Consider the following 22,327-nt stretch of genomic DNA (forward strand, 5'->3'; position numbering starts at 1 on the left):
TCAGAGCCCGATGAAGACGGTGCCGTTCTCGACCTTGACCGGATAAGTCTGCAGGTTGACACAGACCGGCGCGCCCTTGGCTTCGCCGGTGCGATAGTCGAAGCGGCCATTGTGCTTGGGACATTCGATGATGTTGTCCATGACAAGGCCGTCGGCGAGATGGATCTTCTCGTGCGTGCACAGGCCGTCGGTCGCGAAATAATCGTCTTCGGGGCTGCGGTAGACGGCAAAGGTCCGTCCTCCATGGTCGAAGCGGATGACATCCTCTTCGTCGATCGCATCAGCGGCACAGACTTCGATCCAGTTGCTCATGTTTTCCTCCCTTTACGCTGTCGGTGTTATTGGGCGGCTGCCGCCGGCAGTTCGCCGTGGAATTCCTCGCGATAGGGCCGTGCCGTCGGCGGCAGCTCGCGCTTCAGGAAATAATCCTCGTTGCGTAGCTGCCGCAGGAACGCCGGGATCATCTCGCGATAGCCCGACCACATGGACGGATTGGGTGCCGGCAGGTCGTGCTTGATCATCGCATGCAGCTTCGGCAGTGCGTGATAGGGCACCATCGGGAACATGTGATGTTCGACATGGTAGTTCATGTTCCAGTAGATGAAGCGGCTGATCGGGTTCATCATCACGGTGCGGCTGTTCAGCCGGTGGTCGATGACATTGTCGGCAAGGCCGCCGTGTTGCAGCAGCCCGGTCAGCACGTGATGCCAGGCGCCGTAGAGCCGGGGCAGGCCGACCAGCATCAGCGGCGGGATCGAACCCATGGCAATTGCCGCTGCAATGGTCACGATATAGATGGCAAGCCATATGCGGGCGATGCGGATGGCCTTCGGCTGCTCCATCTCGGGAATGAAGGTTTTTTCCGCGGCGCTGACAACGCCGCAGGCATTGCGCAGCATATCGACCATCGCGTACCAGGCATCGAGGATGCCGAAGAAGTTCAGGATGAGGCGGAAAAGGTCCGGCGGCCGCATGACGGCGATTTCCGGATCACGACCGACGATGACGGTATCGGTGTGGTGGCGCGCATGGCTCCAGCGCCAGGTCACCGGATTGCGCATGATCATGAAGCAGGCGATCTGGTAGACCGCGTCGTTCATCCAGCGCGTCTTGAATGCCGTGCCATGGCCGCATTCATGCCAGCGGCTGTCGGAAGCCGAGCCGTAAAGCACGCCATAGACCAGGAAGAAGGGGATGCAAATCCACGACCCCCAGAAGTAGATGCCGAGTGCCGCGAAGACCACCATGCTGCCGAGCCAGATGATGGTGTCGCGGATCGCCGGCGCGTCCGAACGCTGCATCAGCGCCTTCATGTCCTTGCGCGTGATATCCGTATGATACCATTCGGCGGCGGCAAGCCCCGTTTCCACCGCCAGCCTGCCGCTTGCGCCTAGCAGATCATAATCACGCTTGATTGTCGTCGTCATCCCTGCCTCCCGCGATGTGCAACAGCACGCCGCCCTCGATGTCAGAAACGATAGATCGACTTTTTGCTTGCCTCAATGCATGAATGATGGAATCTATCAAAACCTATCAAATTCTGATGTCACCAATGATGGCATATCTCAGGAGCAGCCATGCGTCGGCCCACAATTGCGGATCTTGCCAAGGCATCCGGTGTCAGCGTTGCCACCATCGATCGTGTGTTGAACGGACGTCATCGCGTGCGGGAAGAGACGGCGCGCCGCGTCTACGATGCCGCGCAGGAAATCGGCTATCATGCCGTTGGTCTCCTGCGTCAGCGGGTCTTTGAAGATCTGCCGCAATATCGGTTGGGCTTCGTTTTGCAGAAGCCTGTTCAGGCTTTCTACCAGGCCTTTGCCAGGGAGATCGCCGTGGCGGCGCAAGCGGTCACGACAGCGCGGATCAATGCCCAGATCGATTTTGTCGCGGCCTCCACGCCGACGGCGATTGTCGAGAAGCTGAAAATGGTCGCCGCACGAAGCCAGGCAGTCGCGCTTGTCGCGCCGGATTATCCGGCAGTCACGGCTGCAATCGAGGAATTGAAGGAAAGAGGTATTCCGGTTTTTTCGCTGCTCTCGGATTTCTCCACCACGGCGCGTCAGGGCTACATCGGCGTCGACAACCGCAAGGTCGGACGCACGGCGGCCTGGATTATCGCGCGCTCGGCGCGCCGCCCGGGCAAAGTTGCCTGCTTCGTCGGCAGCCATCGTTTCCTGGGTCACGAGCTGCGCGAAATCGGCTTTCGCTCCTATTTCCGCGAAAATGCGCCTGACTTCGAGGTGCTGGATACGCTTATCAATCTCGACACGCCGGAGATCACCCATGAGGCGACGCTCGATCTCCTGCAGAAGCATCCCGACCTCATCGGCTTTTATGTCTGCGGCGGCGGCATGGAGGGGGCGATCTCTGCCATTCGCGAGGAGCGTCTATCAGGCAAGCTGATCGCCGTCGTCAACGAATTGACACCGGAATCGAGGGCAGCGCTCGCCGATGATGTCGTTACCATGGCAATCGGCACGCCGTTGCCGGCGCTCTGCAATGAATTGATGAACTTGATGATCAAATCGGTCGAGAGCGACGAGGCCGCCGTTCCCGGACAAAGCTTCCTGCCGTTTGAAATCTTCCTCTCGGAAAACATCTGACTGGCATGATGTAATTCTATCATTCAACCGAGAATTCTATCAGGAATGATGGCTGACGCCGATGGAAGAAGGGCATGAATATCGCTAGTCCTTCGCAAGCAGGCGCGGCGGATTTGGAATGTCTCTGCGGCCGAACGCCTTGAGGAGGAGTGCCTATCATGAGTTCCATTCGTTTCGCGCTCAATCATATGTGTGCGCCGTCCCTGAAGCTCGAATCGTTCTTTGCTGCCGCAAAGGAGCTCGGTATCGACAGCGTCGAGATCCGCAACGATCTCGCCGGAAATGCGATACTGGATGGCACGCCGGCAAAAGCCGTCAGGGAATTGGCCGAGCGCCAGGGGCTGACGATCATCTCCATCAACGCGCTGCAGCGCTTCAACGAATGGAACGACGAGCGCGCCCGCGAAGCGGCTGAGTTGATCGACTATGCGCGCGATTGCGGCGCCAAGGCCCTTGTCCTCGTTCCGGTCAATGACGGCAGCGGTCGTGAGCCGGAGGCGCGCCGCGCCAATCTCCGCAAGGCGCTATCCGCCCTGAAGCCGATGCTGGACGCGGCCGGCATTATCGGCCTCGTAGAGCCGCTCGGCTTCGAGATCTGCTCACTGCGCCTGAAGAGCGAAGCGGCTGATGCGATCGAGGAGCTTGGCGCAAAATCTACCTTCCGTCTCGTGCACGATACTTTCCATCATCATCTTGCAGGCGAGACTGCAACTTTCCCGCAATTGACCGGACTGGTTCACATTTCCGGTGTCAGCGATCCCGAGGTTTCCGTCGCCGACATGCGTGATCCGCATCGCGTTCTGGTCGACGCGAAGGATCGTCTCGACAATCTCGGGCAACTGAGGGCGTTGCTGTCAGCCGGCTATACCGGCCCCGCATCTTTCGAGCCCTTTGCTCCGACGGTGCATGCCTTGAAGGAACCGGTCGCTGCTCTCAGGGAGAGTATGGCTTATATCGCCGGTCAGCTCTGACTGACATAGTAGTCCGCGGGCAACTTACCTGCTCAATCGTGCGAATGCGTTTCGGGATGATTTGCGCCATGATCCGACGGGATGAGGTGCAGGTTGCCGAAACGCACGCCGCGCTGCGTTACCACGCTGTCGGCAAAACTCTTGATTTCGTCGGCCTTGCCTTTGAGCACTGAAACTTCGAGGCAATCATGTCCGTCGATATGGACATGAAGTGTCGAGACTGAAAGATCGTGGTGATCGTGTTGCGCGATCGTCAGCCGACGCGACAGGTCGCGGGTTTCATGCTCATAGACATAGGTCAGCGCTGCGTAGCATCTGGTCTCGCCGTCCACCGTCGGCTGCGCGCGCGTGACGGCATCGCGGACGAGATCGCGCAACGTCTCCGAGCGACTGGCATAGCCGCGCTCCGCGCTGATCTTGTCGATCGTCTCCAAGAGATCGTCGTCAATGGTGATGGTAATCCGTTGCATGTCGTGATCCTCGTTCCCCGCGGTTTGTTGGCACCGACTAGAGAAAATTTCGAGGGGATTTGCAATGGTTCCCGGCACTATTGCCGGCCGCGGAAACGACGCTGGTAGGTGGGATCGTAGAGCGCACTTTCTCGAAAATCGCTGGCGGAAAGCGACGGCCCGACGAAGATCAGGGCGGTGCGCTCGATCGGATCGGCGGCCACCTGCGCTTCGATCGTCGCGAGCGTGCCCCGGATGATCCGCTCGTCTGGCCATGAAGCCTTGACGACGATCGCAACCGGGCAATCCCTCCCGTAGAGCGGCGTCAGGTCTTCGACGACTTTTTCAAGCGCATGGATCGCCAGATGGATGGCAAGCGTTGCGCCGGTCGCCCCGAATTTCTCCAGCGTTTCATTGTTCGGCATCGGCGAGGCGCGGCCAGAAACGCGGGTCAGCACCAGGCTCTGGGCAACCGCCGGAATGGTCAACTCGCGTCCAAGTGCCGAGGCTGCGGCTGCAAAGGCGGGAACGCCTGGCGTCAGCGTATAATCGATGCCATGCTGTTCCAACCGGCGGATCTGTTCGGCGACCGCACTCCAGACCGAGAGGTCGCCGGAATGCAGGCGCGCGACGTCCTCGCCCGCGGCGGCCGCCTTCAGATACTCCGCCTCGATCTCATCGAGCGACATCGGCGCCGTGTCGATAATGCGGGCACCAGGCGGGCAATATTGCAGCAGTTCCGGCGAAACGATCGAGCCGGCATAGAGGCAGACCGGGCATTTGCCGATCAGATCGCGGCCGCGCACCGTGATCAGGTCGGCGGCTCCTGGGCCTGCGCCAATGAAATGCACTGTCATCGCTCTACCTCATTCTAAATTATGGTTTCACCCACGACCATTGCGTCACCGGCATGGCTGGCCGCCATCCGGTCATGCGGCCGACGGGGGCGGCGCGGGCAATATCGATGCGGATCAGCGAACCGCCCCGGCGCGCCTGTTCGGCCAGCAGCAGCGCTTCCATTTCGGTCGTGACGGCATTGGCAACGAGCCTGCCACCGCTTCTCAATTGGCCGATTGCGGCGTCGAGCACACCGGCATCACTGCCGCCGCCGCCGATGAAGATCGCATCCGGTGCCGCAAGACCGGGAAGAACCGCTGGCGCCTCGCCTTCGACAATCACCAGGCCCGGCACGCCGAAAATTGCGGCATTGCGGCGGATTCGCGCCGCACGTTCAGACGATGCCTCGATGGCAATGGCGCGCAGCGAAGGATCGGCCAGCATCCATTCGATGCCGATCGAACCGGCGCCGGCGCCGATATCCCAGAGCAGCTCGCCATGGCGCGGTGCAAGAGCAGATAGCGTCATCGCGCGTATCTCGCGCTTGGTGATCTGGCCGTCATGTTCGAAAAGCTCGTCAGGCAGCCCCGCGCTTAGCGGCAAGATCCGAGCTCCGGCTTCCGCCTTGACCTCGACTGCGCAAATATTCAGATCGTTGACGCATGAAAGGGTGAAATCAGCCGCAATTTGTCGGGAGATCCTCTCGTGCGGGCCGCCAAGCGCCTCCAGAACCGCAAGCTTAGAGGGGCCAAAGCCTGAGCCTTGCAGTAAGGCGGCCAAGTCGGCGGGGCCTTTGCCATCGGATGTCAGCGCCAGGATCTTGCGGCCTGCATGGAGATGCGGCCGGATAAGATCGATCGGTCGCCCGTGGACCGACAGGACCGTCGTTTCCTGCAGAGGCCAGCCGAGGCGCGATGCGGCAAGGCTGAAAGAGGAGGGCGCCGGAATGACGGTCATTTCAGCGACTGGAATGCGTCGTGAAAGTGTTACCCCGACACCGTAGAAGAAGGGATCGCCGGAAGCGAGAACCACCGTCGGCTTGCCCTGGCGGGCGAACACTGTCTCGACAGACTTTTCGAATGGTGAAAGCCAGGCCTGCGTTTCGCCCGTTATCAATGGGCTCATCAGGTCAAGATGTCGCGCTCCACCAAAGACCATTGGCGCTGTAGCGATCAACCGCTTGGCCTCGTCGCCGAGCCCCGCTGGACCGTCCTCGCCGATGCCGATAAGAGTGAGCCAGCGTTGAACGGAAGGTGTCTCAGCCATGGGTAAGATCCGCATTCTGATCCTTGGCGGCACGACGGAGGCTCGCGCTTTGGCCGTGTCGCTTGCAACTCGCGCCGAACTTGACGTCGTCCTGTCGCTCGCCGGCAGAACCGCCGATCCGGCGCCTCAGCCTGTTCCAGTTCGCAGCGGCGGCTTCGGTGGTGTCGATGGGCTTATCCGCTATCTGCGGGATGAAGCAATCGACCTGTTGATCGATGCTACCCACCCGTTCGCCGCCCGCATTTCCGCCAATGCCGCGCGGGCGGCCGATCAATGCGATGCGACCGCCTTTGCCTTGCGCCGTTCGGCCTGGGTGCCGGTCGAGGGCGATGACTGGCTCCCGGTGCATAGCGTTTCGCAGGCTATCGCCGCGCTTGGCGCCGCACCGTTGCGCGTTTTCCTGGCAACCGGCCGGCGGGAGGCGCATCAGGCGAACGCGGCGCCGCAGCATCATTACTGGGTCCGCAGCGTCGATCCCGTCGAACCGCCGCTGACGGTGCCTCATGTCAGCTACATTCACAGCCGAGGTCCGTTCCGACTGGCCGACGAACTCGACATGCTGCAACACCATCGGATCGAGGTCGTCGTCGCCAAGAACAGCGGCGGTGACGCGACCTACGGAAAGATCGAAGCGGCAAGGCAGCTCGGCATCAAGGTGATCATGGTCGAGCGCGCGGAGACCGCCGGCCTGCCGGTGGTCGAAACAGTGGAGGCTGCGCTCGATCGGATCGATCATTTCGTCTCTTCCCTGATGAACCGCGGGGTATAGACGAGATCCGGGCGTCCTTCGCGCGCAATGACGCGAGTCTCGGCCGAGCCGATGATGACGCAGGTTGCCATATCGGCCTGCGAGGCCTCTGCATCGGCAAGTCGTGCCACCGTGATACGCTCGTCGGGCCGGCCGGCGGCGCGTCCGAAAATGATCGGCGTGTCGGCAGGCAGGATGTCACGGACGATTTCGAATGCCTTGCCAAGCTGCCAGGGCCGCGCCTTGCTGATCGGATTGTAAAGCGCAATGACGAAGCCGGCATCGGCGACCGCACGAAGCCGGTTTTCGATGAGCGGCCAGGGCTTCAGATTGTCCGATAGCGAGATAGCACAAAAATCGTGCCCGAGTGGGGCGCCTATGCGCGCAGCCACCGCCAGCATGGCCGTGATACCAGGTACGATGACAAGGTCCACCGAGCGCCACTCAGCGGGGCCGTGATCGATCGCCTCGCAGACGGCGGCCGCCATGGCAAAGACGCCGGGATCGCCGCCGGAGACGACGCAGACATTGATACCGGCCGCCGCCCGCCGCAGCGCCACCTTGGCCCGGTCTAGTTCCTCGCGATTGTCTGAGGCGTGGCGGATCTGGTCGTCGCGCAGTGTCAGGCGGTCGAGATAAGGACCGTAACCGTAGAATTCATGGGAATCCGCGACAGCAGCGAGTGCCTCCGGCGTCGTCTGCTCAGGCTTGCCGGGACCGGTGCCGATGACATAAAGACGCCCGCTCATGGCCTGTTTTCCCAACCGGGGACAAGAACCAGCGAGAAATAGGGCGCCTCGGCATCGTCGCGGCTGGCAAGCGGCGTCATGGCGCCATTCGCCATCGTGCCACGCTCGACATAGATCGCTTCCTCCAGCCGGCCGGCAGCATCAAGCGCGCGGCGGATCTTTGGCAGATTGCGGCCGACCTTCATGATGACGGCGGCCTGTGTGTCGCCAAGACGCCGGGTAAGCTCGGCTTCAGCCATCGTTCCCGGCAGCACGGAGAGCACATCGTCTCCCTGCACCATGGGCAATCCGGCGAGCGACCAGCAGCCGGACATGGCCGTCACGCCCGGTATGACTTCCGTCGGGAAGCGCTCGGCAAGGCGCACATGCAGATGCATATAGGAGCCGTAAAACAGCGGATCGCCCTCGCTGAGCACGGCAACCGTCTTTCCCTCGCGCAGATGCGCCGCCACCATCTCGGCCGAGGCGTCGTAGAAGGCGGTGATCTGACGAAGATATTCCGGTGCGTCCTTGTCGATCTCCGTCGTGACCGGATAGTAGAGCGGCAGCAGTTTTACATCTGCTCTCAGAAACTCGCCGACGATGGCCTTGCCGTTGCCGCCTCGTCCCTGCTTGGCGAAGTAGGCGACGATATCGGCGCGCTCCAGCGCTTTGACTGCCTTGACCGTCAGCAGTTCGGGATCGCCGGGCCCGGTGCCGACGCCGATCAGCTGTCCATTGGATGGCGCGCTCATATGCCCGGCCTCGCCAAGGCATTGAGCGCGGCTGCCGTCATCGCGCTACCACCAAGCCGGCCGCGGACGATGGCAAAGGGGACGCCATAGGAATTCTCGGCGAGCGCATCCTTCGATTCCGCCGCGCCGACGAAGCCGACGGGCATGCCGATGATGGCGGCAGGCTTCGGCGCGCCGTCGCGCAGCATTTCCAGGAGGTGAAAGAGGGCCGTCGGCGCATTGCCGATGGCGACGACCGAGCCGGCAAGCCGGTCCGTCCACAGATGCATTGCTGCGGCAGAACGCGTGTTGCCGATGGTCTTGGCGATATCCGCCGTACGCGGGTCCTGCAAGGTGCAGATCACCTCGTTGGCGGCCGGCAGGCGGGCACGGGTGACGCCGCGAGCGACCATTTCAGCATCACAGAAAATCGGCGCGCCCTCGGCCAGCGCCTTGCGGGCCGATGCGACGAAATCGGGAGAGAACAGGAAATGCTCTGCCGCTTCCACCAGTCCACAGGCGTGGATCATACGGACGGCGACATCGGCTTCGGCTTCAGGAAAACGCTGGAGATCGGCTTCGCTGCGGATGATCGCGAAGGAGCGTTCGTAGATCGCATCTCCCTCGCGGATATAGTCATAGTCAGGCATTTTTATCCCTGTCGTAAAGCCGTCGCGATTGCGTCCCGGCCGAGCCGTTTAAGACACTGCTGCGCCGATTCGCCAGCAGCTTTGTTGTTTCGTACCAGTTCCCCGAGCGTGGCCAGTGCCGATTTCAGTCTTTCCTTGCCGATGTAAGCCACGGGCTCTGATGATGATGACCCATTTACGACAATAGCATAGCCTGTTGCAGCACCGACGATGGTGAGCATTGCCGGGGACGGGTGGGCGCAGCCTTTCATGCAGCCGGACAGATGCACCTTGAGCGAACCGTCAAGCAGTTCGGCTCCTACATCGACCAGATCGACGGCTGCCTGCTTTGTTGCATAGTGGGCCGAGGCACACGCACCGCTTCCCGCGCAAGGGATCGCATAGTTTGCGGGATCGTCTGCACGGGTCTGCAAACCGCAGGCGGCTGCGACGGCCACGATGTCCTCAAGGCGCTTACGGGGCAGGCCGAGCAGCAACAGGCTGTGTTCGGGTCCCGTCCGGATTTCGTGCACTCCGGCCAGCTCGGCTACGTCGAGAAAGCGGACGAGGTCTTGGGCGTGGATCTGACCGAAGGCGGGACGTAGGCCAAGAGCGAATTGTTCCTTGCCGAACGGGATGATGCCGACAGGTGAAGCAAGCGGGATGGTTTCGTGGTGGGTAGGGCCGGGAGGGGCGGAAAACAGTGCTTGCAGGGATGCGGCATCGAGATCGCGGCCGCGGGCACGAGGTCCGATTGCGGCGAGAGCCTTGATCAGCGCGACGGCTCCGGCAATTGCCTGCTCCGGGGACAGAGTGGCAAGCGGGGTTGCGGATGCCTGCGTCCCAGCGATGCAGAGCGTCCACATTTGACCCACAGCGATGTCGATGGCCTTCAGTCGGATATCCGCCGTAAGTTCGTCGAGCGTGAGCCGGCCGCCGCCATCGATGATGATGGCGAGCTTTGCCGCCAGCAGCGGTTTGGGATGAAGAGTGTCAATGGCGTTCCGCAGGCGTTGAGCCAGCGCGCGCGCATCAGAAATTTCCGAGGGATCGACGCCGCTGAGCGGCGGGACTTCGATGGCGACGCCGCTCTCCGGCACGATGCCGGTTCGGTCGATGTCGGCAGCCAGTCCGGCCATGCTGTCGGGTGTCATGCCACGCAGTTGGAGATTGCCGCGAGCGGTGATCTCGATCAGGCCGTTACCGTGCTTTTCGGTCGCTTCGGCCAGGGCGCGAAACTGCTGAACCGTCAGGCCTGGCGTCGATGGCCGCAGGCGCACCAGCAGACCGTCGCCCGTCTGCATCGGTGCGCTCAAGGAAGGACAGGCACCGCGAACCGTGGAAGGCAGAGCCGATGTGACACCGTGACGATCGGCCTTCTCCCGCGAGAGGCTCACCTGTTCCATCATTGTCTCAGCATCGGCCGCAACCATAAGACTGCCCTTCATAAGGGACATTTCCTTGCACAAACCGGATCGGCGGGCAAACGATTTGGCATTTGGCTTTTATGCGAGGTCGTCGAAATCCTGCCCCTTGCGCATGAGGTAAATATCCATGATCCATCCGTGCCGGGCGCGAGCCTCTGCCCGAACAGCAAGAATGCGCTCGGAAACGTCGGCAAGTTTGCCAGAGATAATAATCTCATCCTTGGTGCCGAGATAGGCTCCCCAATAGATATAGGCGTCGGGGTCTTCGATCTTGCTGAAGGCCTGCTCGCCGTCGAGCATGACGACTGCCGTTTCGGCAACGCCTGGAAAGCTCTCGGCCAGGCGCCGGCCGGTGGTGATCTGCACCGGCTTGCCGACGAGGTTGAGGGGGATGCGATGGCTCGCTGTCAGCGCCTGGATGCTGGTGATGCCGGGAACAACACTGTAATCGAGGGCAACATTTCCCCGAGCGACGACGCGCTCGAGAATGCGCAACGTGCTGTCGTAAAGGCCCGGATCTCCCCAGACGAGGAAGGCAGCACTCTGGCTTTCCGTCAGGTGCTCCAGAAACAGCCGCTCGTAGGTCGCGGAAATCGCCTCATGCCACTCATCGACGCTCTGCACATAGCTGCGGTCCGTCGTCTGGCGCAAGGGCACATCGTAATCCACGAAGCGCGTGGCTTTATTGGTGACATAGCGCTGGCAGATCTCGCGCCTGACATCGGCAAGCTCGCTCTTGGTTGCGCCCTTGCTGGGGATGAGGATGACATCGGCTGTATTCAGCGCATTGATCGCCTGCACGGTCAGATGTTCGGGATTTCCCGTGCCGATACCGACGATATGAATATGCCGCATATGCTTCCCCTCATTCCTAGGCGCTGTTTGCCGGAAGCGCCCGATCATTTCAAGAGCGGCCGTTCAAGCGGATGGCCGGTCGAAGGTCCAGCGATTGGCCATGTAGGTGCGCGGCGAGGTGCCGAGCATGCGCCGGAACATGGTGGTGAAGGCGGCCACACTTTCATAGCCGGCTTCGAGGGCCACATTGGTCACGGGCTGGCCCTCGGCAAGCTGCGGCAGGCAGGCAAAGACGCTCGCCTGCTGGCGCCATGTCGTGAAGCTGATGCCGGTTTCCTTGCGGAACTGCCTGGTGAAGGTGCGGCGGCTCACGGAAAGCTTCTCGGCCCAGTCGTCCAGCCTGGCGTTGGGCGATGGATTGGCGAGATAGTCTCGGCAGAGTGCCGTTAGACGGCGATCGGACGGGAAGGGGAGGCCGAGCGGACGTTCCTGCAGGGTTGCTATCTCTTCGACGAGCAGGGAGAGGACGAGCTTGGCCTTGCGATGGCTGACGGGTGCTTCCCGCAGCCGAATGGCCTCCAGCAGCAGGCTGCGCGCGAGATCCGTCACTTCGACGACGCGCGGCGCTTCATCCTTCGGCGGCTGGCTGCGTGGCGTCACGTAGACGGATTTCATGCTGACATCGCTCAGAATCTCGATCGAATGCTCGAGCCCAACGGGGATGAAGAGGGCATGGCCCGGCGGCACCATCCAGCGGCCGCGCGCTGTCATGATCAGCGCGACGCCTGAGAAAATGCACAGCAATTGCGTGCGGCGGTGATGATGCCAGGGAACGATGTAGCCCTGCGGCGGCTCGGCACTATGGACGAGCACATCGGCAGGCGACTCCTCCATCCAGCGCATGTTGCGAACATGATCGTCGTCGAGGGTCGCCAGCAACTGTTTCGATAGCTTTTCCATTTTGGCCCAATCGAGAAACTATTGGACCAAAACACGAAAGAAGGACACTCGCAAGACGTGTTAAAGGCGGAGCAAGTCATATGCTTGGCAAATCTTGCCGGCACAGGAAGGATTCCCCCTCATGGTTGCGGAAGTTTCGGGCACGCAGGCCCGATATCAAAAGACGACGATGTCGATCGTTATGGCGGTCAGCACCTGCCATCTGCTGAACGACACGATGCAGTCGCTTTTAACGTCGCTCTACCCGATGTTCAGGGAGAATTATGCGCTCGATTTCGTGCAGATCGGCCTGCTGACGATGATGTTCCAGATCACGGCATCGCTGCTGCAGCCGGTGGTCGGCATCGTTACCGACAAATGGCCGATGCCCTATTCGCTGCCGGCCGGCATGGTCAGCACCTTTGCGGGCCTGCTGTTGCTCGGTTACGCCAGCAGTTTCGGCGTGCTTCTGATCGCCGCAAGCCTGATCGGCTTCGGCTCGGCCATCTTCCATCCGGAGGCATCGCGCGTGGCCCGTCTGGCGTCCGGCGGGCGCCACGGTCTGGCGCAATCGCTCTTCCAGCTGGGCGGCAATGCCGGTTCGGCAATCGGGCCGTTGATTGCCGCCTTCTTCGTTCTCCAGCACGGTCAGAAGAGTGTGGCGTGGCTTTCCGTGCTTGCCGTTATCGGCTTCATCGTTTTGAGCTGGGTCGGCACCTGGTTCATCAATCATCGACGTCAGCAATCGGCTCGCCCCGCACCGAGCCGCGCCTTGCCGATCGCGCGCAACAAGGCAATGTGGGCGCTCGCGATCCTCATCCTGCTGACGGCGACGAAGAACGTCTATATGGCGAGCATCTCCAGCTACTTCACCTTCTACGTTATCGACAAGTTCCATCTCGATGTTCGTGACGCGCAGCTGATGCTGTTCCTCTTCCTCGGCTCCGTCGCTGTCGGCACGATCATGGGCGGTCCGGTGGGCGACCGGTTGGGTGCGCGCTTCGTGATCTGGTTCTCGATCCTCGGCGTCATCCCGTTCGCGCTGCTGATGCCCTATGCGAACCTGTTCTGGACCTGCGTCCTGACCGTTATCATCGGCCTCGTGCTTGCCTCGGCCTTCCCGGCGATCGTGGTCTTTGCGCAGGAGTTGATCCCCGGCCGTGTCGGCCTTATCGGCGGCATCTTCTTCGGCTTCGCCTTCGGCGCCGGCGGGCTTGGCGCGGCGTGGCTCGGCGATTTTGCCGATGCGCGCGGCATCCCGTTCGTCTACACGATCTGCTCTTATCTGCCGCTCTTGGGATTGTTCACGATCTTCCTGCCGCGAATTCCGCGGCATTGATCGAAAGCGGCGGGCAATGGGCCCGCCGCCTTTCTCATGGCTCATCGAAAATCCTGCTTGTCAGGCGTAGCGGCTGATGGCGAGGTCGGTCGCGTCGATATCAGGTTTGCGGCCGCTGACGAGGTCGCTGATGACGCGCGCCGAGCCGGAGCTCATGGTCCATCCGAGCGTGCCGTGGCCGGTATTGAGGAACAACCCCTTGATCTTCGTCGGCCCGATGACCGGCGTCCCATCCGGCGTCATCGGCCGCAGGCCCGACCAGAAGGAGGCCTTGGCGACATCGCCGCCGGGGAAGAGATCGGTGACGGAATGTTCGAGCGTCTGGCGTCGGGCAAGGCCGAGATCGTTGGTATAGCCGGAGATTTCCGCCATGCCGCCGACGCGGATGCGATCGCCGAGGCGAGTGATCGCGATCTTGTAGGTTTCGTCCATGACGGTCGATTCCGGTGCGCGCGAGGCATCGGTGATCGGGATCGTCAGCGAATAGCCCTTGACCGGATAGACGGAGAGGCTGATGCCGAGCGGCTTCAGCAGGAGCGGCGAATAGCTGCCGAGAGCGACGACGATCGCATCGGCGTCCACGCGTCCGCGATCGGTCATGACGGCGCGCGATTGCCCGCCCTGGATGTCGAGCGCCTTGATCGTCGTGCCGTACTGGAAATTCACGCCGAGCTCGACCGCCTTTGCCGCAAGCGCGTTGGTGAACTTGAAACAGTCGCCGGTCTCGTCCTTCGGCGTCAGCAAGCCGCCGACGATTTTCTCCCGGACATGCCTGAGTGCCGGCTCGACGCGAATGCAGCCATCGGGATCGAGCACTTCATAGGGGATGCCGTCGGCGGCCAGGGCTTTGACGTCCTTGGCCGACGCGTCGAGCTGATGATGCGTTCGGAAAAGCTGCAGCGTGCCCTGCATGCGTTCGTCATAGGCGATGCCGGTCTCTTCGCGAACCTGGGCGAGCGAAATGCGACTGTAATCGGCAAGGCGCAGCATGCGGCTCTTGTTGATCGCATAGCGCTCCGAGGTGCAGTTCGACAGCATCTTGACGAGCCAAGACAGCATGGCGCCATCGACCTTCGGGCGCAAGATGAGCGGCGCGTGGTGCATGAACAGCCACTTGATCGCCTTCATCGGAATGCCGGGAGCGGCCCAGGGCGAGCAATAGCCGAAGGAGACTTCGCCGGCATTGGCAAAGCTCGTTTCCAGCGCCGGCCCCTGCTGCCTGTCGATGACCGTGACCTCATGGCCCGCCTTGGCAAGCTGATACGCAGATGTCACGCCGATGATACCGGCACCCAGAACGACGACTTTCATGATGTCCTCAGAGAAATGAGCTTTGGAAGGTCAGCGATATTGACGGTGGAAGCGATGGCCGAGACTGGTCAGGATTTCATAGGAAATCAAGCCGGCATCGCGCGCGAGATCATCCAGGGTCTGATGGTCTCCGAGAACCTCCACCATGCTTCCGAAGGAGAGAGTGCCTTCGGGCAGAGCGCTGATATCGATTGTTGTGCTGTCCATCGACACGCGGCCGACGATCGGTAGGCGAACGCCGTTGTAATAGACCGCGCCGCGATCGCTGAGGCTGCGCGGAAGGCCGTCGGCATAGCCGGCGGCGATCGTCGCAAGCCGGGTCTCGCCCTTCGTCACATGCACGCCGCCGTAGCCGACGCGGGCGCCTTCCGGAACGGTTCGCGTCTGCACGACGGCGACATCGAGCCGAACGACGGCTTCCATAGGGTTGGCAACGTCACTCGTCGCGGTGCCGCCATAAAGAGCGATGCCCGGCCGGGCCAGCACGCCGTGAAAATCCTCGCTGAGGAAAATGCCGCCTGAGTTCGCGAAGGAGACATCGTAATCGGGGAATTCGGCCGAGACGCGATGCATTTCGGCAAGCTGGTCGGCATTTTGCGTGTTGTCGACTTCATCCGCCGACGCGAGATGGCTCATGATGAACAGGATCTCGAGATGCTCGGATGTCCGCAAATGATCCGCGACCGCGTTTCTGTCTTCCGGCTGTATTCCAAGTCGCGACATGCCCGTGTCGAACTGCAAGACCGCCGGAAGCTTGCGCCGCAGCGCGCATGCGGTTTCGGCCCATTGCTGCAGCTGTTCGAGAGAGTTGATGACAGGCACAATGCCGCCATCGGCACATGTGGCTTCGTTGCCGGGCAGCAGGCCGTTCAGCACGAAGATCGTTGCGTCGCCAGGCAGTTGCGGACGCAACCGCAACGCCTCGATGAAATGAGCGACGAAGAAATGCCGGCAGCCACGATCATAAAGGGTTCTGGAGACCTGCGCGGCGCCGAGGCCATAGGAATCGGCCTTCACGACCGCGGCTGTGCGAGCGGGCGCGACGATGGAGGAAAGCGTCTCATAGTTGCGGCACAAAGCGTCGAGATCGATGGTCAGATAACCACAAGCCCCGCTCTCCAACGCCAGTTTGGGCGCCCGGAAATCCATCATGCCGCCGTTCATATCAACCTCCATCTTTCCGGCGCAGATTATTGAAACGATCGTGAAATTGCCTAGCGAATAGTGATTGATTATTGTGTAGTTGCGTTCATATTGAAATTATCGGCGAATTTTTGAAAGAATCTGCATGGCTGCTCTCGATGCGATCGATCGCAATATTCTCCGCCTGCTTCGCCTTGATGCTCGCGTCAGCAATGCCAAACTTGCAAGTGAGGTTGGGCTGTCGCCATCGGCCTGCCTGCGGCGTATCAAACTGATGGAGCAGGCGGGTGTGATCCGGGGCTATACGGCGCTTGTGGACACTTCCCAGGCGGAGGCGTCGATTGCTGTCATTATCAACATCACGCTCGAGCGGCAGACGGAGGAACACCTTGATCGCTTCGAGGCGGCGGTACGCAAGCATCCCGAGATCAAGGAATGTTTTCTGATGACGGGCGGCTCCGACTATCTGTTGCGCGTCGAGGTTGCCAATCCCGGCGATTTCGAGCGCATTCACAAGGATATTCTGTCGACCATGCCCGGAGTGCTGCGGATACATTCGAGCTTCTCGATCCGCAATGTACTGGCGACGCGGCCCAAGGGGCCGCGTTAAATGTTGCCTATAGTGTCAGGGCCCGGGGCGATCTCACTCCGCCGTGTTGCGCGTCTGATCCCAGCCGATGCCTGCGGCAGCATCGACCTCGCAGATCAAGCCGCTCGGCTCATAGCCGATATGGACCTTGCCGTTCAATTCGGCCGCCAGCAGGCTTTCGATCAGCCGGGAGCCGAAGCCCTTGCGGGTCGGCGGCTGTACGATCGGCCCTCCCGTTTCCTGCCAACGCAATTTGAGACGGTCGGCCTCGCCCGTTTCCACGGACCAGGTGATCGCAACGCGCCCATCCGCCACTGAAAGTGCGCCGTATTTGGCGGCGTTTGTCGCAAGTTCATGCAGCGCAAGCGATATCGAGACGACGGCTCTTGGCGCAAGCTTGATCGCCGGTCCGGAAATCTCGAACCGATCCTTCGGATAAGGAGACAATGCCTGGGCGATGACAGCGGTCAATTCCGCCTGCTCCCATTGGCCGTGGATCAGCAGATCATGGGCACGCGCCATCGAGGCGAGCCTTGCTTCGAATGTCTCGACGGATGTCTTGTCCACGTCGTCTCGGCCGAGGGTCTGACGTGCGATGGCCATGACGGTCGCAAGCACGTTCTTGACGCGATGATTGAGCTCGCCCGCCAGCACCGTCTGCAGGCGTTCGGCTTCCTTCTTGGCGCTGATGTCATGCGCGATCTTCGATGCCCCGATGATGCGCCCATAGGCGTCGTAGATCGGGGAAACACTGAGGAGCACGTCGACAAGCTCGCCATTCTTGCGGCGGCGCTTGGTTTCGTAGGGTTCGACCTTCTGGCCTGCGCGGATCTGGGCGAGGATTGCCGGCTCCTCTTCGCTACGATCCTCCGGAACGAGCATCATCACCGATTGGCCGATGGCCTCTTCGGCCGAATGGCCGTAAAGCCGTTCGGCCCCGATATTCCAACTGGTGATCACCATTTTGAGGTCGGTGCTGAGGATCGCATCGTCCGACGAGGCGATGATGGCCGCCAGCCGCCGTTCGACCTCCTGAATGCGTTTGCGCTCGCTGATATCGGTTATGACGCCGGCGACCCGTTCGATGCGCCCCGAACTGTCCCGCACGCCGGAAACGGAGTTCGCTACCCAGACGAGGCTACCGTCCTTACGGACATAGCGTTTCTCGATTTCGAAGTTTTCGCCGGTCGCCATCATCGTTTCGAACATGCGGTTGTTCTCGCGCAGATCGTCCGGATAGGTGATGTCGTGCATCCGCATTTCGAGAAGTTCGGTCTCGGAGTAGCCGACAATCTCGCAGAAGCGCTCGTTCACAAGAACGAAGCGGCCATCGAGCTCGCATTGCGCAATTCCCGTTGCCGATTGCGAGATGACGGCGCGGAACCGCTCCTCGCTTTCACGCAGCGCCTGTTCCGACCGAACACGTTCCGTCGTTTCATTGACGATACAGAAGACGCCCAGCGCCTTGCCGTCGATATCGCGAACGGGCGAGTAGGAAATGTCGAAGTAAACCGTTTCGGGGTAGCTGTAACGCTCGATGTAGAAGGGGCGATCCTTGGCAACGACCGTCTGGCCTTCATGAAGCACGGAGCGCAGAAGCGGTTCGAGATCGCTCCAGAGTTCAGCCCAGTTTTCTCGTGCGGGATGCCCCAGGGCCTGAGGATGCTTGTCGCCGATCGTCGGTGCATAGGCGTCGTTGTAAAGAGCGACGAAATCCTCGCCCCAGAACATGACGATCTGGGCTTGGGCGGAGAGCATGATATCGACGGCTGCTGTCAGGCATGCGGGCCATGCCGATTTTGGCCCGAGACTGGTCGCCGCCCAGTCGAAGCCAGAGATAAGCGCTGCCATCTCGTTGGTGTGACTTGCCAGTTCGGGCACGATATTCAGCATGCATCCTCTCTTGAGCGACAGTCATCCTTTAAAGGATGCTTGGGTTCCGCCCATGCTCGCGAGGACTCATAGCATATTCCCCGTCGCGGAGTGCAGAGAGAAAATTCGCCGATTCTAAAGTATTTTAAATAACATAAGAAGATACTACAGTAGATCGTTCGCTGCGATCGCAAGCCCTAGTAAATCGCCGTTTTGACTTTGCATGAGCATCGATTTGCTGCCGGTCTGCCCGCAGCGATCAGGTGTCCGGTCGTGCGTGCATTTCCGCTGTCAGCCATTTTTCGAGCGCCAGGGCATCCGGCCTGCCGGCAATATGCGGCGCGATCCAGAGCACCATGCGACGGGGGCCCGGTAGGAAGCCGAAAGGCGCCACCAGCCGTCCGGAGGCGAGCTGATCCAGGACCAGCATCTGCGGCACCACCGCCATGCCGAGGCCGCAGGCGGCTGCCTGGATCAGAAGATAGAAATGATCGAATGCGGCTTGGGGCGTCAGATGCAGGTCCGCCTGTCCGGCAATGGTCTGCCAGTCATTCCAGGCTTGCGGCCGCGTTTGCGTGGAAAGAATCGCCGCACGCTGCAAATCATCGGGACAGAGAATGCCGGAGCGGCTCAGATATTCCGGCGAGCAGACCGGGCCGATCGCCTCACCACCCAATTCCCGGATGATCGCATCTTTCGGCGGGTCGATGACGCTTGAGCGGATCGCAAGGCTGATCTTGTCTCGCACAAAATCGATCTGATCGTAGTTCATATTGAACTGAAGGGCGATGTGCGGATGCCGTTCATGAAACTGTCCGATGCGCGGAATGATCCAGCCCATCATGATCGAGGAGGAGCAGGAGAGCGTCAGCGGGCTCGGGCGGACGCGCTCGACACTTGCCTGCATCAGGCCAAAAGCGCTCGCAAGCCCTTCGGCCAGCCGCAATCCTTCGGGAGTCGGTTCCGTCGAATGCGCCCGGCGGGTGACGAGGATGACGCCGAGCGTCTCCTCGAGGCCGCGTATGTGCCGGCTGATTGCGCCATGCGTGACGCAGAGCTCGTCGGCCGCCAAGCTCATCGACCTGTGCCTTGCGGTCGCTTCGAATGCCTTCAGTGCGTTCAATGATGGAAGAGGGCCGCTCACTATTCGATTCCGCTATTGGTGATGTGATTTTTCCTCACATGATGGGGAGATTAAATCGTTTGCTTGCGGCTTGTCCATCCCGCTAGAGATCAAGGTCACTCGAAGGCGCATGCGGCCGTGGGCGGGAATTGGAGGGGAAATCGGAGTTTCCGTTCTGTCCGCGACGCAAGCGGATCGCTGTGCCGCGAAGATTTGAGGACGGGGGAGGGATTTCCATTGCAGCCCAAAATTCAGGAAATGTCACAGGTCGAGCGCTCGGCCATATCAAAGGTTTCGAAACGGCTGGTGCCGTTCATCGCCTTAATGTTCTTCATCAACTTCCTTGACCGCACGGCGATTTCCTTCGCCGGGCCGAACGGCATGACGACGGATCTGGCGTTGACGGCTGCGCAGTTCGGCTTTGCCGCCGGCATCTTCTTCTTCGGCTACATCGTTCTCGAGATTCCTAGCAATCTCGCGCTCCACAAATATGGTGCGCGCCGCTGGCTTGCCCGCATCATGGTCAGCTGGGGCATCGTCGCGCTGCTCTTCACCTGGGTATCGAGCGCAACGGAGCTTTATGTACTGCGCTTCCTGCTCGGCGTTGCCGAAGCCGGTTTCTTCCCCGGCGCCATTCTATTCTTGAGCATGTGGGTGCCGGCCAAGCATCGCAGCAAGATCCTGGCCCTGTTCTATCTCGCCCAACCGCTCACGACGGTCATCGGCGCACCCTTTGCGGCAATGCTGATCCAGATGCACGGCCTGTTCGGGATGGAAGGCTGGCGCGTCATGTTCTTCGGCGTTGCAGTCCCGGCCATCGTCATCGGTATCGTCACCTGGTTCTATCTTGCAGATCGGCCCGATGATGCGAAGTGGTTGACGCAGTCCGAGAAGGATTGGCTGAACAGGGAGCTTGCCGGCGAGGAAAAGGCAAAGGCGGCCGCGCATGGCAAAATGACCGGTCTTGCCTTGACGGATGGTCGGGTGTGGCTGCTATCGGTCATCTATTTCGGCCTGATCTACGGCCTCTATGCTCTGGCCTTCTTCCTGCCGACGATCATTGCCGGCTTCGAGACGAAATTCGGCGCCAAATTCGATGTCTTCGACAAGGGGCTGATTACCGCCGTTCCCTATCTGCCGGCGGCGGTTGCCTTGTTCTTCTGGAGCCGTGATGCATCAAGGCGCGGCGTGCGGCCCTGGCATATCGGCATTCCCGCCCTGATCGGCGCCTTCAGTATTCCGGCTGCCCTCTATATGGGCTCGCCTGAGGCGACGATCGTCATGATCACGTTGACGGCCTGCGCGATCTTTTCAGCACTACCGAATTTCTGGGCCATTCCCTCCCGCTTTCTGACCGGGCCGGCGGCTGCGGCGGGTATCGCCCTGATCAACACGATCGGCAACATCGCCGGCTTTGCCGCACCCTATGTGACCGGCGTCGTCAAGGATGCGACCGGCCTTTATGAATTGCCGATGTTCATCGTCGGGGCGTTGATGCTGCTGTCGGCCCTGCTGGCCTTCTCGTTGAACGGCCGCGTGCGCGAGCCGGAGTTCGTTGCCTCCGGCAGCAAGGGCTGAAATCAGCCGATGTGAAGAATGACAGGTGGTGGCGGCGCGAAGGCGGCCGCCACTGCTTTTGATCAGGCTGCGCGCTGAAGCATGCCGAAGAGATCGCGCGGGTCGTCCGGATCGGCGATGATATCGAGCTTCTGGAAGTAGTCCGTGCCTTGAAGCTTTTCGCGGACATAGCGCAGCGCGGAAAAATCCTCGATCGCAAAGCCGACGCTGTCGAACAGCGTGATCTGCCTGTCGCTGCTGCGGCCCTTGGCACGGCCGCTCACAACCTGCCAGAGTTCGGTGACGGGATAGTCCGGGTCCATCTGCTGGATCTCGCCTTCGATGCGGGTCTGCGGCGGATATTCGACGAAGGTATCGGAACGCAGCAGGATGTCGCGGTGAAGTTCCGTCTTCCCGGGGCAGTCGCCGCCGATGGCGTTGATGTGGACGCCGGCGCCGACCATGTTGTCGGTGAGGATCGTGGCGTACTGCTTGTCGGCCGTGCAGGTCGTGATGATGTCGGCGCCTTCGATGGCAGCCTGGGCCGAAGTGCAGGGCACGAGCCGCAGTCCCGTCCCGGCAAGATTGCGAAGGGTCTTTTCCGTCGCCCGCGGGTCGATGTCGTAGAGGCGGACTTCCTCGATGCCGAGCACCGCCTTCATCGCCAGCGCCTGGAATTCGGCCTGCGCGCCATTGCCGATCAGGGTGAGGCGGCGCGAATTGGCGGGTGCCAGATGTCTTGCCGCCATCGCGGAGGTTGCCGCCGTGCGCAGTGCCGTCAGCAGCGTCATTTCCGTCAGCAGCACCGGGTAGCCGGTCGAGACTTCCGCCAGCAGGCCGAAGGCAGTTACCGTCTGCAGCCCCTGCGCCATGTTCTTCGGATGGCCGTTTACATATTTGAAGCTGTAGACGGCCCCATCCGAGGTCGGCATCAGTTCGATGACGCCGTCATGCGAATGGGAGGCGACCCGGGGCGTCTTGTCGAACAGGTCCCAGCGACGAAAATCCGCTTCGACGGCGTCCGTGAGTTCGACGAGCACCGTTTCGATGCCAACGTGATGCACGAGCCGCATCATGTTCTCGACACTGACGAAGGGGATGAAAGCTCTTTCCGATGGGAGCGGTGCGGGCATTCTCGTATCCTCGATAAGATTATTTCCCATAGGGTACCAAGCGGATCGATTGACTGAAATCGCAAAACTGTGCCAGTTCTGGTATGGGTTTGCACAAATTGCCCAGAAATTTTGACGAAATAGACAAGACC

Annotated in this window: 22 protein-coding genes; 6 read left to right on the top strand and 16 right to left on the bottom strand. The window is 61.0% G+C overall.

Annotated elements, in window-relative coordinates; all coding sequences use genetic code 11:
- Positions 1 to 312 (bottom strand): MocE family 2Fe-2S type ferredoxin, encoded by a 312-nt coding sequence (locus tag BJ928_RS09175; protein WP_047631778.1) that lies wholly within the window; start codon positions 310 to 312, stop codon positions 1 to 3.
- Between the two features lie 26 nt (positions 313 to 338).
- On the bottom strand, positions 339 to 1,427 hold the full coding sequence (locus BJ928_RS09180) for a fatty acid desaturase family protein (protein ID WP_047631777.1): 1,089 nt from the start codon (positions 1,425 to 1,427) through the stop codon (positions 339 to 341).
- Between the two features lie 150 nt (positions 1,428 to 1,577).
- On the opposite strand from BJ928_RS09180, the gene BJ928_RS09185 reads away from it, so the two are divergent.
- Positions 1,578 to 2,606, top strand: a complete 1,029-nt coding sequence (locus tag BJ928_RS09185; protein WP_047631776.1) for a LacI family DNA-binding transcriptional regulator — start codon at positions 1,578 to 1,580, stop codon at positions 2,604 to 2,606.
- A 158-nt stretch (positions 2,607 to 2,764) separates the two neighbouring features.
- Complete coding sequence (locus tag BJ928_RS09190; RefSeq protein ID WP_047631775.1) at positions 2,765 to 3,577, top strand: TIM barrel protein; 813 nt, start codon at positions 2,765 to 2,767, stop codon at positions 3,575 to 3,577.
- 32 nt (positions 3,578 to 3,609) lie between these two features.
- Here BJ928_RS09190 and nikR read toward each other — a convergent pair whose 3' ends face one another.
- From nikR to BJ928_RS09205, 3 genes are all read right to left on the bottom strand, one after another.
- Positions 3,610 to 4,047: a nickel-responsive transcriptional regulator NikR gene (gene nikR / locus BJ928_RS09195; protein ID WP_047631774.1), complete on the bottom strand. Its 438-nt coding sequence runs from the start codon at positions 4,045 to 4,047 to the stop codon at positions 3,610 to 3,612.
- 77 nt (positions 4,048 to 4,124) lie between these two features.
- Complete coding sequence (gene cobM, locus BJ928_RS09200; RefSeq protein ID WP_047631773.1) at positions 4,125 to 4,883, bottom strand: precorrin-4 C(11)-methyltransferase; 759 nt, start codon at positions 4,881 to 4,883, stop codon at positions 4,125 to 4,127.
- Positions 4,884 to 4,902: 19 nt separating this feature from the next.
- Entirely contained in the window at positions 4,903 to 6,144 is a 1,242-nt protein-coding gene (locus tag BJ928_RS09205) for a bifunctional cobalt-precorrin-7 (C(5))-methyltransferase/cobalt-precorrin-6B (C(15))-methyltransferase (RefSeq protein WP_047631772.1), read from the bottom strand.
- Between BJ928_RS09205 and BJ928_RS09210 the strand changes: the two genes are divergently transcribed.
- Complete coding sequence (locus BJ928_RS09210; protein ID WP_047631937.1) at positions 6,128 to 6,898, top strand: cobalt-precorrin-6A reductase; 771 nt, start codon at positions 6,128 to 6,130, stop codon at positions 6,896 to 6,898. The genes BJ928_RS09205 and BJ928_RS09210 overlap by 17 nt on opposite strands.
- On the opposite strand, the gene BJ928_RS09215 is transcribed toward BJ928_RS09210, so the two are convergent.
- From BJ928_RS09215 to BJ928_RS09240, 6 genes are all read right to left on the bottom strand, one after another.
- Complete coding sequence (locus tag BJ928_RS09215) at positions 6,862 to 7,626, bottom strand: precorrin-3B C(17)-methyltransferase (protein ID WP_047631771.1); 765 nt, start codon at positions 7,624 to 7,626, stop codon at positions 6,862 to 6,864. The two genes, BJ928_RS09210 and BJ928_RS09215, sit on opposite strands and share 37 nt — an antisense overlap.
- On the bottom strand, positions 7,623 to 8,360 hold the full coding sequence (locus BJ928_RS09220; RefSeq protein ID WP_047631770.1) for a precorrin-2 C(20)-methyltransferase: 738 nt from the start codon (positions 8,358 to 8,360) through the stop codon (positions 7,623 to 7,625). Before BJ928_RS09220 ends, BJ928_RS09215 begins: the two co-directional genes overlap by 4 nt.
- Entirely contained in the window at positions 8,357 to 8,989 is a 633-nt protein-coding gene (locus tag BJ928_RS09225; RefSeq protein ID WP_047631769.1) for a precorrin-8X methylmutase, read from the bottom strand. Before BJ928_RS09225 ends, BJ928_RS09220 begins: the two co-directional genes overlap by 4 nt.
- 2 nt (positions 8,990 to 8,991) lie before the next feature.
- A complete protein-coding gene (cobG, locus tag BJ928_RS09230) occupies positions 8,992 to 10,416 on the bottom strand; it encodes a precorrin-3B synthase (protein ID WP_052227716.1) in 1,425 nt (474 codons plus the stop codon).
- A gap of 57 nt (positions 10,417 to 10,473) precedes the next feature.
- On the bottom strand, positions 10,474 to 11,250 hold the full coding sequence (gene cobF / locus BJ928_RS09235) for a precorrin-6A synthase (deacetylating) (protein ID WP_047631768.1): 777 nt from the start codon (positions 11,248 to 11,250) through the stop codon (positions 10,474 to 10,476).
- A gap of 63 nt (positions 11,251 to 11,313) precedes the next feature.
- On the bottom strand, positions 11,314 to 12,150 hold the full coding sequence (locus BJ928_RS09240) for a helix-turn-helix transcriptional regulator (RefSeq protein WP_047631767.1): 837 nt from the start codon (positions 12,148 to 12,150) through the stop codon (positions 11,314 to 11,316).
- A 121-nt stretch (positions 12,151 to 12,271) separates the two neighbouring features.
- On the opposite strand from BJ928_RS09240, the gene BJ928_RS09245 reads away from it, so the two are divergent.
- Complete coding sequence (locus tag BJ928_RS09245) at positions 12,272 to 13,468, top strand: MFS transporter (RefSeq protein ID WP_047631766.1); 1,197 nt, start codon at positions 12,272 to 12,274, stop codon at positions 13,466 to 13,468.
- 60 nt (positions 13,469 to 13,528) lie between these two features.
- Here the strand turns inward: BJ928_RS09245 and BJ928_RS09250 are convergent, their stop codons facing one another.
- Together BJ928_RS09250 and alr are read right to left on the bottom strand one after the other, a co-directional pair.
- The gene (locus BJ928_RS09250; RefSeq protein ID WP_047631765.1) at positions 13,529 to 14,779 is read right to left on the bottom strand and encodes a D-amino acid dehydrogenase; all 1,251 of its coding nucleotides are present in this window, start codon (positions 14,777 to 14,779) and stop codon (positions 13,529 to 13,531) included.
- Positions 14,780 to 14,809: 30 nt separating this feature from the next.
- Positions 14,810 to 15,943 (bottom strand): alanine racemase, encoded by a 1,134-nt coding sequence (gene alr, locus BJ928_RS09255; protein WP_047631935.1) that lies wholly within the window; start codon positions 15,941 to 15,943, stop codon positions 14,810 to 14,812.
- 124 nt (positions 15,944 to 16,067) lie between these two features.
- Here alr and BJ928_RS09260 point away from each other — a divergent pair, with 124 nt between their 5' ends.
- Positions 16,068 to 16,532 carry an Lrp/AsnC family transcriptional regulator gene (locus BJ928_RS09260; RefSeq protein WP_047631764.1) on the top strand — a complete coding sequence of 155 codons (465 nt, stop codon included), beginning with the start codon at positions 16,068 to 16,070 and terminating at the stop codon, positions 16,530 to 16,532.
- 33 nt (positions 16,533 to 16,565) lie between these two features.
- Here BJ928_RS09260 and BJ928_RS09265 read toward each other — a convergent pair whose 3' ends face one another.
- Together BJ928_RS09265 and BJ928_RS09270 are read right to left on the bottom strand one after the other, a co-directional pair.
- Positions 16,566 to 18,362, bottom strand: a complete 1,797-nt coding sequence (locus BJ928_RS09265) for a PAS domain-containing sensor histidine kinase (RefSeq protein ID WP_047631934.1) — start codon at positions 18,360 to 18,362, stop codon at positions 16,566 to 16,568.
- A gap of 280 nt (positions 18,363 to 18,642) precedes the next feature.
- The gene (locus BJ928_RS09270; protein WP_120296490.1) at positions 18,643 to 19,527 is read right to left on the bottom strand and encodes a LysR substrate-binding domain-containing protein; all 885 of its coding nucleotides are present in this window, start codon (positions 19,525 to 19,527) and stop codon (positions 18,643 to 18,645) included.
- Positions 19,528 to 19,764: 237 nt separating this feature from the next.
- Here BJ928_RS09270 and BJ928_RS09275 point away from each other — a divergent pair, with 237 nt between their 5' ends.
- A complete protein-coding gene (locus BJ928_RS09275) occupies positions 19,765 to 21,084 on the top strand; it encodes an MFS transporter (protein WP_047631762.1) in 1,320 nt (439 codons plus the stop codon).
- 62 nt (positions 21,085 to 21,146) lie between these two features.
- Here the strand turns inward: BJ928_RS09275 and BJ928_RS09280 are convergent, their stop codons facing one another.
- Positions 21,147 to 22,196 (bottom strand): ornithine cyclodeaminase, encoded by a 1,050-nt coding sequence (locus BJ928_RS09280; RefSeq protein WP_047631761.1) that lies wholly within the window; start codon positions 22,194 to 22,196, stop codon positions 21,147 to 21,149.
- Positions 22,197 to 22,327 lie beyond the last annotated feature (131 nt).

Source organism: Rhizobium sp. WW_1, from assembly GCF_003610155.1.
In the GTDB taxonomy this organism is placed as follows: Bacteria; Pseudomonadota; Alphaproteobacteria; order Rhizobiales; family Rhizobiaceae; genus Rhizobium; species Rhizobium tropici_A.

Coding starts and splice junctions, on each gene's coding strand:
- BJ928_RS09175 (WP_047631778.1), bottom strand. CDS start 312: ATGAGCAACTGGATCGAAGTCTGTGCCGCTGATGCGATCGACGAAGAG.
- BJ928_RS09180 (WP_047631777.1), bottom strand. CDS start 1,427: ATGACGACGACAATCAAGCGTGATTATGATCTGCTAGGCGCAAGCGGC.
- BJ928_RS09185 (WP_047631776.1), top strand. CDS start 1,578: ATGCGTCGGCCCACAATTGCGGATCTTGCCAAGGCATCCGGTGTCAGC.
- BJ928_RS09190 (WP_047631775.1), top strand. CDS start 2,765: ATGAGTTCCATTCGTTTCGCGCTCAATCATATGTGTGCGCCGTCCCTG.
- nikR (WP_047631774.1), bottom strand. CDS start 4,047: ATGCAACGGATTACCATCACCATTGACGACGATCTCTTGGAGACGATC.
- cobM (WP_047631773.1), bottom strand. CDS start 4,883: ATGACAGTGCATTTCATTGGCGCAGGCCCAGGAGCCGCCGACCTGATC.
- BJ928_RS09210 (WP_047631937.1), top strand. CDS start 6,128: ATGGGTAAGATCCGCATTCTGATCCTTGGCGGCACGACGGAGGCTCGC.
- BJ928_RS09205 (WP_047631772.1), bottom strand. CDS start 6,144: ATGCGGATCTTACCCATGGCTGAGACACCTTCCGTTCAACGCTGGCTC.
- BJ928_RS09215 (WP_047631771.1), bottom strand. CDS start 7,626: ATGAGCGGGCGTCTTTATGTCATCGGCACCGGTCCCGGCAAGCCTGAG.
- BJ928_RS09220 (WP_047631770.1), bottom strand. CDS start 8,360: ATGAGCGCGCCATCCAATGGACAGCTGATCGGCGTCGGCACCGGGCCC.
- BJ928_RS09225 (WP_047631769.1), bottom strand. CDS start 8,989: ATGCCTGACTATGACTATATCCGCGAGGGAGATGCGATCTACGAACGC.
- cobG (WP_052227716.1), bottom strand. CDS start 10,416: ATGAAGGGCAGTCTTATGGTTGCGGCCGATGCTGAGACAATGATGGAA.
- cobF (WP_047631768.1), bottom strand. CDS start 11,250: ATGCGGCATATTCATATCGTCGGTATCGGCACGGGAAATCCCGAACAT.
- BJ928_RS09240 (WP_047631767.1), bottom strand. CDS start 12,150: ATGGAAAAGCTATCGAAACAGTTGCTGGCGACCCTCGACGACGATCAT.
- BJ928_RS09245 (WP_047631766.1), top strand. CDS start 12,272: ATGGTTGCGGAAGTTTCGGGCACGCAGGCCCGATATCAAAAGACGACG.
- BJ928_RS09250 (WP_047631765.1), bottom strand. CDS start 14,779: ATGAAAGTCGTCGTTCTGGGTGCCGGTATCATCGGCGTGACATCTGCG.
- alr (WP_047631935.1), bottom strand. CDS start 15,943: ATGAACGGCGGCATGATGGATTTCCGGGCGCCCAAACTGGCGTTGGAG.
- BJ928_RS09260 (WP_047631764.1), top strand. CDS start 16,068: ATGGCTGCTCTCGATGCGATCGATCGCAATATTCTCCGCCTGCTTCGC.
- BJ928_RS09265 (WP_047631934.1), bottom strand. CDS start 18,362: ATGGCAGCGCTTATCTCTGGCTTCGACTGGGCGGCGACCAGTCTCGGG.
- BJ928_RS09275 (WP_047631762.1), top strand. CDS start 19,765: ATGTCACAGGTCGAGCGCTCGGCCATATCAAAGGTTTCGAAACGGCTG.
- BJ928_RS09280 (WP_047631761.1), bottom strand. CDS start 22,196: ATGCCCGCACCGCTCCCATCGGAAAGAGCTTTCATCCCCTTCGTCAGT.